We start from the raw sequence: 9661 nt of genomic DNA on the forward strand, positions 1-9661 counted from the left end.
AAGCGTTCCGGGTGAAATTCAATTACAGTTTGAACCGTCCAACCGTGGCTTGTAGCTCACTGGCTGTCTTGAGCAGTTGGTCAAATGAGGTGGCAATCTGTTGGGTAGCAGATGAGGTGTCGGTGGCGATCGCGACCACTGCCGCCATCGTTTGCGTCACGAGTTGAGACTCCTGCGTTTGTGCCTGCGTTGCCTGGGTAATATGCTGCACCAGGCTACTGATCTGAGCCGTTGCGGTGACAATCTCAGTCAAACTCTGGCGGGTTTCATTCACCAGAGCAGTGCCGTTGACCACCTGTTGAATCCCCATATTCATTGCCTGGGAAACCATGCTGGTTTCTGCCTGAATTTCCTGGACGAGTTTTTCAATCTCCGTCGTGGCTTCTGCGGATTGGCGTGCCAGGGAACGGACTTCATCTGCCACAACGGCAAAGCCTCGTCCTGCTTCACCAGCACGGGTCGCTTCGATCGCCGCATTTAAGGCCAGGAGTTGAGTCTGGGTTGTAAAGCCAGAAATCAGGTTCACCACCTTCGAAATTTTCTGAGAAGATTCGCTCAGTTGTTTAATTTTCCGGCTGGTTTCCGATACCGTCTGCCGAATCGTTTGAATCCCTTCAACGGTACGGTTCATGGCAACATCGCCCTGTTGTACTGTCTGGTTTGCCTGCTGGACGGCCAGTTCCACCTGGTGGGCACTGCTGGCGACGGCCTGGGTGCCATCAACCATTGCCTGGATCTGGGCTAGCGCTGCTGTCATTTGCTGCGCCTCAGTTTGGGCACCCTGAGTCAGTTTGGCGATCTCGCTACTGTTATTCTGGGACGTTTCGCTAACCCGCGTAGCCGCATCCTGCACCTGCACCACAATTTTTCGCAGGGCTTGCAGGGTGTTGTTATAGGCATCAGCGATCGTACCCATTTCATCTTCCGTCAGGGGTGCCCGTACGGTCAGATCGCCTTCTAGGGCGGGACGTACTGCCGTTAGAAGCTGCACCGCTCGCTGTTGCAGCAATTCCTTTGAGGCTTTCTCACGGGTCAGGGCTTCTGCCAGTTGCTGCGATCGCACCTGAAGTTCACTGGCGTATTCTGCCTGTTGAATCCCGATGCCAACCTGGTTGGCGACCTGCATCAGCAGGTTGATCTCTGCCTCTTCCCAAGTGCGAGTGGTTGTGTTTTGGAAGGCGGAGAGCAAGCCCCAGAGCTTGGTTCCCTGGAAAATCGAAACAACGGCGCAGGCTTGCACCTGGTAGTATTCCAGTGCTTCCACATGGCAATCGGTCATCGGTTTAGGGAGAGCCTGGAGATTCAAGCGTCCGCCTTCCCACAGGATTTCGCCCACATGAATGTCGTTGACCACCAGTGGATTATTTTGGCGGAACCTGCCACCCTGATGCTCACTGATGTAGGGATCTTCCCAACCGCTACCCGTGAGGCTGGGATAGCCGCCCGTAACTGATTCAGCAATAAAATCACCAAAGAAATCGGGACGGAACTTGTAGATCGTCACCCGCTCCACATTTAACAGACTGCGAACTTCCTGCGTCGCCGCCTTAAAGATCGTGCCAATGTCCAGGGTATTCCGAATCCGGTTGACCACGCGAGCCAGACCCTGTTCTCGTTCAATCCCTTTCTGGAGTTGCAGAGCCTTTGCCTGGGCTTCATCCACCGATTCTGCTTGCTGCAAGGCAAAGCCCAATTGGTTGGCAATCCGCATCAGCACTTGTACCTCTGCTTCTTCCCACTGGCGCGATCCAGTGTTCTGAAAAGCCGAGAGCAACCCCCAGAGCTGCGTTCCCTGGAAGATCGCAACCACGGCACAGGCTTCAACCTGATAGTATTCCAGTGCCTCAATGTGACAGTCGGTCATGGGTTTACGGGGCATCTCAGGGTACATCCGTCCCCCCGACCAGTAGGTTTCACCGACACGAACATCATCGACGACTAAGGGTTCATTATTGCGGAAGCGACCACCGCGATGCTCACTTAGGTAGGGGTCTTCCCAACCACTGCCGACCAAGCGGGGATAGTTGCCAGAAATCGTTTCCTCAATGAAGTCGCCAAAAAAGTCGGGACGAAACTTGTAAATCGTCACTCGTTCCACATTCAGCAGCCGACTAACTTCCTGGGTCGTGAGCTTAAACACAGATTGCAGGTCAGACGTGCTGCGAATTTTCTGGATCACGCGATCGACTGCCTTTTCCCGGGCAACCGATTTTTCCAACTGCTGTTCCTTGGCGGACACCTGTGCGACAAATTCAGCCTGTTGCAGGGCGATTCCCAACTGGTTTGCAATCTGCATCAACAGTTGCACGTCTGGTTCTTCCCACTGGCGCGGGCCAGTGTTTTGGAACGCCGAGAGCAATCCCCAAAGCTCCTGCCCCTGAAAGATAGCAACCACGGCACAGGCTCGCACCTGGTAGTATTCCAGGGCCTCAATGTGGCAATCCGTCATGGGTTTACGGGGAGCCTGGGCGTTTAACCGTCCCCCCTCCCACAGCAACTCACCTACCCGCACATCTTCGACCACCAGCGGCACGTTATTGCGGAAGCGACCGCCGCGATGCTCACTCAGGTAGGGGTCTTCCCAACCGCTACCCACCAGACGGGGATAGTTACCAGAAATCGTTTCTTCAATGAAGTCGCCAAAAAAGTCAGGACGAAACTTGTAAATCGTCACCCGTTCCACATTCAGCAGCCGACTGACTTCCTGAGTTGTGACTTTGAAAATGGCATCAACATCAACCGTACTGCGAATCTTTTGGATCACTTTGCCGATCGCCTGTTCCCGCGCTGCAACCTGCTTCAGTTGCCCTTTGAATTGTACGAATTGCAAGGCGAGGGATAGCTTGGCGGCAATGTCGGTGAGCAGGTAAATTTCTGGTTCCTGCCAGAGGCGGGGCTGTTGACATTGCTGAACAATCAGCAAGCCTTGAACCCGATCGTTGAGCACCAGCGGAATAGCTAAACTGGCTGCCAGTTGAAACCGATCGAGCAGTTGGCGCTGGTAGGCAAAGACCCGCTCTGAGTTTTGATTGTAGAGAGTAACAACCTGTCTCCGTTTGTATTCGCGGGCATTTTCAGCGCCAAACAGGATTGCGGGAAGCGCTTCGCCTTGCATAGGAGTCCACCCCGATGCGATCGATTCTGCCAAAACGGTGCCTTTATTTTCGGTATCAAAGTTGAAGATCACCACCCGATCGACCTGAAGCTGATTGCGAATTTCACCAATGATCATGGTAAACAGGTCGTTCTGGGTTTCTGCCTGCTGCATCTGCTGGGCGATCGCACCCAACCATTCACGATTCGCAGCTATTTGTTGCTGTAAGGTCGGGGTCAACTGTCCCTGAAACTGCTGTTGCACAAACTGCTCTAACCGATTGAGGAGGGGAGGCAGCTTGTCGAGTTTACCGAGATTCTCCGCAATCACTGGGTTACGGGTCGTGCCTAACCGCGTCAGCTCAGTTTTAATCGCGGATTGAGTCCTCTCCACCTCTTTGCCGATCGTCTGGATAGCCACGACTGTTTTTTGAACCGCCGCTTTCTCGGTTTCGTTAAAATCGGTGAACCCGTTGGTCTGGTTGGAGCGATTGCCGTTTTCAGGGGCGATCCGATTTCCCATCCCACCATTGCCATTCACTGAGGAGATAGGGTTGCGATACTGTCCATTCCCACCATTGTGGTCATCACTTTGCATCGGCATAAACGCAGCAGCAGGAACATAGCGACTGTCCAGTAAGGCAGGATCGTCTAACGAGTTGTCAAAGAGCGCAAACAAATCTTGATTCGAGGAAGAATGGGTCACGGGTTTTAATCTCTAAGGGATGTAGGGTGGGATAAATACAGTAAAACCGCACACCTTCGGATGAATGTGTAGCTTGATTGATGCGGCTAAGGATCGCGGATAAATTAAAACCGAGTTTTTATTTTTTGGAAGCGCGGCGAAGCCGCGCTTCCAAAAAATAATTTCCGGGTTTTATCAAATCCGCAGTACTAAGCGGATTACACAGGGGGCTATTGTGGCAGATCGTTTAGGTCGTGTGAACCTGCAACCGTTGGTCGCCAATCAGTAGGGTGACATCCAGAACAGGACTGCTAGAACGTACTAGATAGCCCTGCATAAACGGTAGAAGGGGAGTTGGAAACAGGTCTGCTGTCGGTGGCTGTATCCGAGCCGGATCGTGACTTTCAATATCAATGACCTGGGGCACAATCAGTCCCAGGGATTTGCCCTGGGATTGAATCACGATCGCCATGCTGTTGTGATGGGAGCCAGAAAAATGATGAGGGTGCGATCGCCAGTTTTCCCAACTGATCGTGCTTCCCTGAAACCCAAGTTGCAGACCCAGATCAACCATCCACAGCATTTCGCCATGAAAGTTACAGATCCCGACGACAAAGGCGGGCATATCCGGTACTTTTAACACGCTCCGGGGCTGCACCTTCAGCACCTGCCGAATGCTGCTTAAGGCGAGCAGTGCTGTTTCTGAGGGACTGAAAGAAAACCGGAGGAATCGCGCCGCTGTCTCAGTTTCCTCCGCGTCAGGGATGGGTCGGATCAATTCCGCTAAAGATGACTGGGCCGTCTGACCCAGCCAATCGTCTAGCGAAATCGGTGCTGCAACGGGGCTTTGGGGTGTTGCAGGTGCCTGTTGCAACAGGTCGGCATCCTCAGTCAGATTGGGGGTTATGGTCTGTTCACGGCTCCAGGCAATGTCATGGCACCCTGTCTTCTGACAACTCACTTTTAACGTTTTAAGCGTTGGGACGTGCAGTTTCAGCATGGTGCGGTGGATGACGGAGACAAGGGGTTCCGGGTCCGGTATCTGGGCTGCCTCCAGTAGAACATGGAGCCGATTTCCCTCCCAGGTCACGCTGGATGTGATATTTTGCCGGATCAGGTGGCGATTCATTAAGGTTGCCATTGCCTCGCCATCACCCTGATACGCTAATTGCAGCAGGTGGGTGTGGTTCTGGCTTGTGCGATCGCCAGGGAGTGGCGATTGGGTCATGCGGCTTTCCCCATCAGGCGGCAGACGGTTTGCAAAAGCTCGGACTGATTCACAGGCTTAGGCAAGTAAGCATCGGCTCCCAACATATTGCCCCACATCTTGTCCACGTCTGTGTTCTTGGTTGAACACATCACAATAGGAATCTGTTTTGTGCTCTGATTTGACTTCAACTCTCGACACAGTTCAAAGCCGCTTTGCCCTGGTAAAATCACATCCAGCACAATCAGATCTGGCTTTCGCCCATTCAAATGGGTTTGCGCTTCCTCGCTGCTTTTGGCACTGATGACCAGAAGACCAGCCTGCTGGAGGTAGCGGGTCAACATTTCGGTTTCTGTCAAACTATCTTCAATCAGTAGAACGGTATTCATAGGGTTAGATGCTCATGAACGGGTGATAGAGACATGGAACGGGACAAACTACAGAGGGATGCTAAATAGCCGGATGAATTGAAGACTTTCAATTCATCTAACGTCTAATTCACACCGAAACTCAGCAACGCTAAGTAAAACTCGTTAGTAATAAGGGAAGGAATTCGGGGTGCAGGGGTGGAACCCCTGGCTGGGGGCAAAGCCCCTATATTCCCCCGGTTTTATTTAGTTTGAGATCCTAACTACAGAGACACAGAAGCATTACTCATGCTCTGATGAATCAAAAAAGCAGTGGTTTCGCCCATGTTGTAGCTATCTGGAATGGGGTTCGGAGTCACGGCAGTACGCTCATTCGACGGAGCATCAATAGATGGGGCATGGGGTAGATATTGCTGGACAATTTCTAGAACTTTTGCCGCATCCACCGGTTTTGTCAGGAAGCCAGAAGCCCCAACAACCTTGGCTCGTACCCGATCAACAATCCCGTCTTTGCCAGTCAGAATCACAATTGGAACCGCCCTGAAGACGGAAATCCGGCGAATCTGGGCACAAATTTCATAGCCACTGGCGATCGGCATGACGAGATCCAGGAAAATCAAACTGGGCTTCTTTTCTAGCAGCAATGGCAGTGCATGCACCGAGTCCTCAATGCTGAAGTAACGATAGCCAGCCGACTGCATAATGTGTTCCATTGCCTGACAAACCGTTGGGCTATCATCGATGCAAACAATCAGGGGTGCATTTGGATCGGTGCTAACGCTTGGTGTTTCCTGACTGCCAGTGCTACCGGGAACGGGAAGATCGGGGATCTGGTTCAGTCCAATTAAATCTCGCTGAAAATGGGGAACCAAAACGCGAGTCAGTTTGAGCATCTCCTGCCCCGTAGCCCTGGCCAAATCTCGTAGAGTGACATTGCCAGTTATCAACGTTTCCAGAGTTTGATAGGTTCTGGCAGAGACACATTGTTTCAACTCCTCTGGACGTTTAATCACAGGTGCCGCATTGGGTGAATAATGAACTAGCCCAGCGTTATACCAGTCGTTTAAGTCTTGCTGCACCTGTAGAAGCAGCTGTTCTGCGTTGAACGGTGCGATCGGGTCGTCAAACTCTTCCTGCTTTTGATACACACAGTCACTTTTAGTAATTTGCTCACCGGCATACAGCAAATCAAATAAGGCTTCGCAGGCAACTGCCTGAATCAGGGCGATCGCCTGTTCTCGGCTAATATGCTGACGTTTAAATAAGACCGACAGAACCAGATATTCCCAGTAGAATGGGAAGTCCTTTTCCCGTAAATGCAAGGATTCAGGTTGGATCGTTGGACAAAATTGTTTCAGCAGGCGATACCAGCGGCGAAAGCGATGTTCACTACCTGCTGTCCAAATTAAACGACCTAGTCGAAAGTAAAGGCTCCACTGCCTACCATCAGTAGCCGAAAAATCTACCTTGCCACTGAAGTGGGATTTGGCAGCAATTTGAAATTGAGCTGTTAATTGGCTAGTAGAAAGACCTTGTACTACTTTAGAGAGATGATCTCCATAATTCATCATAACGGATCTCGCTTTGGACACAGATGCAAACACCTTCTAGGAGCAAAATGTTGAAATCACAATAAGTCACTCTAAGGAACGCAAATTCGACATATTCCATCCTTCTTCTGTATAGATTTAGCATTTGGCAAACAACTCAATATCGATTGCATCCTTCTTATCCAAAGAACAAACCTTTCCAAATCTCACTGATTGAATTCGTCGCTTTAACACTAATTCGTTGTTAAGCTACATAAAACTGAAGTTGAAAGTTATATCAGGAGATAATTTCACGCTCCTAGACTCATACCGCTTCATCCAAAACTGTGTAAAGAAGCATTTATAAACAATGCTTGCAAAACTAAGGTAAAGGTGTAACAGAAGAGCATATAGATCTGCTAATGTTTGGAAGCTCTTGAATTTTTGAAGAAACTTCTCACTCAACCAGAAGTTCAAGCAATAGAAGATCGTGCTAAGTAACCACGCTGTTAAATCAGATTTCAGCCCTAAATGGATTTTCAGCCCTATTCCTCCGTATCTAGAGTTTTATGAGGTTACTTTTTTTACCAGTCAATACTTAAAGATTAAAAGATGATTGTGACATCACTGTGGACACAACAAAGTTTGCCACGTTTCGCATTACTTCTTTGTCAGTGCTGGGACTGATTGAGTACTCCTGCGATCGCCCTCAATAACATCTCAGGCTCCACAGGCTTTGTAATGTGCCTTTGAAAACCGACATCGCCTTTGTATAGCAATGGAGTTGAACTCAGTGGAGCAGGAAAAACGACTGAAATATCTGGATCTGGTGGATAATGCGGTGATCTTGCAAAATACAGTGGATTTTTCATTAGCGATCCAAACATTGATTACAGAGGGCATGAAGATAGACCGTGCCGTGCTCAAAACTTTGAGTCCCTACATCACCCGTCACCTCAAGCGTTATGGCGATTATGTGATTGATTTTGAGCAGATCCCTTTATCCTTGGAAGCGGCGATTCCCTTACCAATTTCGTTGGACGAACAGCAATTGGAGTAAAGCTTTCCAGCCCATCCTGCACTTTTTTGCCCGTATGTCGGCGTGCGATTCGTTTCTGCTCAAGTCAAGTCTTAGCAGGCTTGAAATAAAGCAGAGTCAAGGGACTGAACCTTGATAACCCAACTTCCGTGTGGTGAGTCCAAATTGGACAATTCCATCTCCCCTAGTGTTGGGGTAACAGCCTATCCCTCAGAGGTGCGACTGACTCTCAATCATCTGAAGCAGGGATAAAAGGCGGTCACTCAGAACCTGACTGGGAACCCCGCCGAGCAGAGCTACATAGGGCTAACGAAAGCGAATCCATGTCTGAACCATCGTCAACGTGAACAAGCCCACGCAGGTTTACGGGCTTGCCCAAAAGGGACTGAATTCGAGGCAGGTAGTTGCCGAGCTAACCTGTAAACACTCTCAAATAATTCCGGTGGAAAGTGGAAGCCTACGTGCAGCGCAAAACGGAAGCTGGGAACGAAGTAACCTCCTCAACTGCTCTCTGAATCGGTCGATAGCAGAGTAGGTAGTCAGCCGCATGGGTTGAGGAGGAAGGATTGTCTCAGAAGCCAACGCCTTTAGGAAAGCCAAAGGATATGCAGACGGAGACACAGCAATTGGGAAGGTAGAGTTGCCAGTCGCAATGAACACGTCATGAGCGAGTTAACGACTACGTATGAATGGAAGATGATTCCCTGGCGAAAGCTGGAGCGGAACGTCTTTAAGTTGTAAAAACAAATCTACCGAGCCGCTTGCCGTGGTCAACGGGCAAAAGTCAAGAGGCTTCAACGGCTCCTGATTCACTCTTGGGCAGCCAGAATCCTGGCGGTTCGACGAGTAACACAAGACAATGCAGGCAAGAAGACAGCAGGCATCGACGGCTTAAAGTCGCTTCCAGCGAATCAACAGCTGTCCCTTGCCCAACGTCTCAAATCTGGTTGGGGCAAAGCTTCTCCCATGCGTCGGGTCTGGATTCCAAAGCCGGGTAACACCGAAGAACTCAGACCGTTAAATATTCCAACATTAGAGGATAGGGCAAGACAAACCCTGTTCAAGTTCGCGCTGGAACCGCAATGGGAAGCTAAGTTCGAGCCAAACTCGTTCGGATTTCGTCCAGGGCGCTCCTGCCACGATGCAATCATGGCGATTTACCTCCAGGTTTGTCATCAACCGAAATGGATTTTAGATGCAGATCTGGCAAAATGTTTCGACATGATTGCACAACAGCCCTTGTTGAAGAAGCTGAGCGCTAGCTCGTTTATCACTCGGCAAATTCGAGCTTGGTTGCGGGCAGGGGTAATGGACAACTTCCAATACAGTGAAACGTCAAAAGGCGTTCCACAAGGCGGTAGTCTCTCTCCGTTACTGGCGAATGTGGCGTTACATGGCATGGAGAACTACATTGCCCGCTATTGCAAAGGGGCGAGAGTGATTCGCTATGCCGACGACCTGGTGGTCATTCATCCTGAACGCTAGGTGATTGAACACGCCCAACGGCTACTCTCCAAGTGGTTAGAGAGGATAGGATTGGCATTCAAGCCGAGTAAGACCCGCATTTGTCACACCCTCGAAGCGGTGGATGGACAGGTTGGGTTCGACTTCCTGGGTTTCTCCATTCGGCAATACCGAATGAGCAAATATAGCGCTGTGCAGGTTGATTCAGTACGGTGTTGTGGGGCGCGGAGCGCCCCACAACACCGTTTCTGTACTTAATGAACTTGCACACCGCTA

General features: G+C 50.4%; 6 protein-coding genes and 1 pseudogene. 3 read left to right on the top strand and 4 right to left on the bottom strand.

Annotated features, from left to right (window positions below):
- Window positions 1–22: 22 nt before the first annotated feature.
- The 4 genes from ACR6Z4_RS06580 to ACR6Z4_RS06595 all read right to left on the bottom strand — a co-directional run bounded on the left by ACR6Z4_RS06580 (window position 23) and on the right by ACR6Z4_RS06595 (window position 6924).
- Window positions 23–3799 (bottom strand): GAF domain-containing protein, encoded by a 3777-nt coding sequence (locus ACR6Z4_RS06580; protein WP_479716435.1) that lies wholly within the window; start codon window positions 3797–3799, stop codon window positions 23–25.
- 226 nt (window positions 3800–4025) lie between these two features.
- Window positions 4026–5006, bottom strand: coding sequence for a chemotaxis protein CheW (locus ACR6Z4_RS06585; protein WP_479716436.1), 981 nt, complete (start codon window positions 5004–5006; stop codon window positions 4026–4028).
- Window positions 5003–5374 carry a response regulator transcription factor gene (locus ACR6Z4_RS06590; protein ID WP_479716437.1) on the bottom strand — a complete coding sequence of 124 codons (372 nt, stop codon included), beginning with the start codon at window positions 5372–5374 and terminating at the stop codon, window positions 5003–5005. The genes ACR6Z4_RS06585 and ACR6Z4_RS06590 overlap by 4 nt, the downstream gene beginning before the upstream one ends.
- Window positions 5375–5616: 242 nt before the next feature.
- Window positions 5617–6924: a response regulator gene (locus tag ACR6Z4_RS06595; RefSeq protein WP_479716438.1), complete on the bottom strand. Its 1308-nt coding sequence runs from the start codon at window positions 6922–6924 to the stop codon at window positions 5617–5619.
- A 736-nt stretch (window positions 6925–7660) separates the two neighbouring features.
- On the opposite strand from ACR6Z4_RS06595, the gene ACR6Z4_RS06600 reads away from it, so the two are divergent.
- From ACR6Z4_RS06600 to ACR6Z4_RS06610, 3 genes and pseudogenes are all read left to right on the top strand, one after another.
- Entirely contained in the window at window positions 7661–7942 is a 282-nt protein-coding gene (locus tag ACR6Z4_RS06600; RefSeq protein WP_479716439.1) for a Tn3 family transposase, read from the top strand.
- A gap of 726 nt (window positions 7943–8668) precedes the next feature.
- Window positions 8669–8848, top strand: a pseudogene (locus ACR6Z4_RS06605) (reverse transcriptase N-terminal domain-containing protein); the annotation flags it as partial.
- A 39-nt stretch (window positions 8849–8887) separates the two neighbouring features.
- Window positions 8888–9406, top strand: coding sequence for a reverse transcriptase/maturase family protein (locus tag ACR6Z4_RS06610; protein WP_479716440.1), 519 nt, complete (start codon window positions 8888–8890; stop codon window positions 9404–9406).
- Window positions 9407–9661 lie beyond the last annotated feature (255 nt).

Source organism: Calyptranema fuscum S582 (assembly GCF_055793305.1).

Coding starts and splice junctions, on each gene's coding strand:
- ACR6Z4_RS06585 (WP_479716436.1), bottom strand. CDS start 5,006: ATGACCCAATCGCCACTCCCTGGCGATCGCACAAGCCAGAACCACACC.
- ACR6Z4_RS06590 (WP_479716437.1), bottom strand. CDS start 5,374: ATGAATACCGTTCTACTGATTGAAGATAGTTTGACAGAAACCGAAATG.
- ACR6Z4_RS06595 (WP_479716438.1), bottom strand. CDS start 6,924: ATGATGAATTATGGAGATCATCTCTCTAAAGTAGTACAAGGTCTTTCT.
- ACR6Z4_RS06600 (WP_479716439.1), top strand. CDS start 7,661: ATGGAGTTGAACTCAGTGGAGCAGGAAAAACGACTGAAATATCTGGAT.
- ACR6Z4_RS06610 (WP_479716440.1), top strand. CDS start 8,888: ATGCGTCGGGTCTGGATTCCAAAGCCGGGTAACACCGAAGAACTCAGA.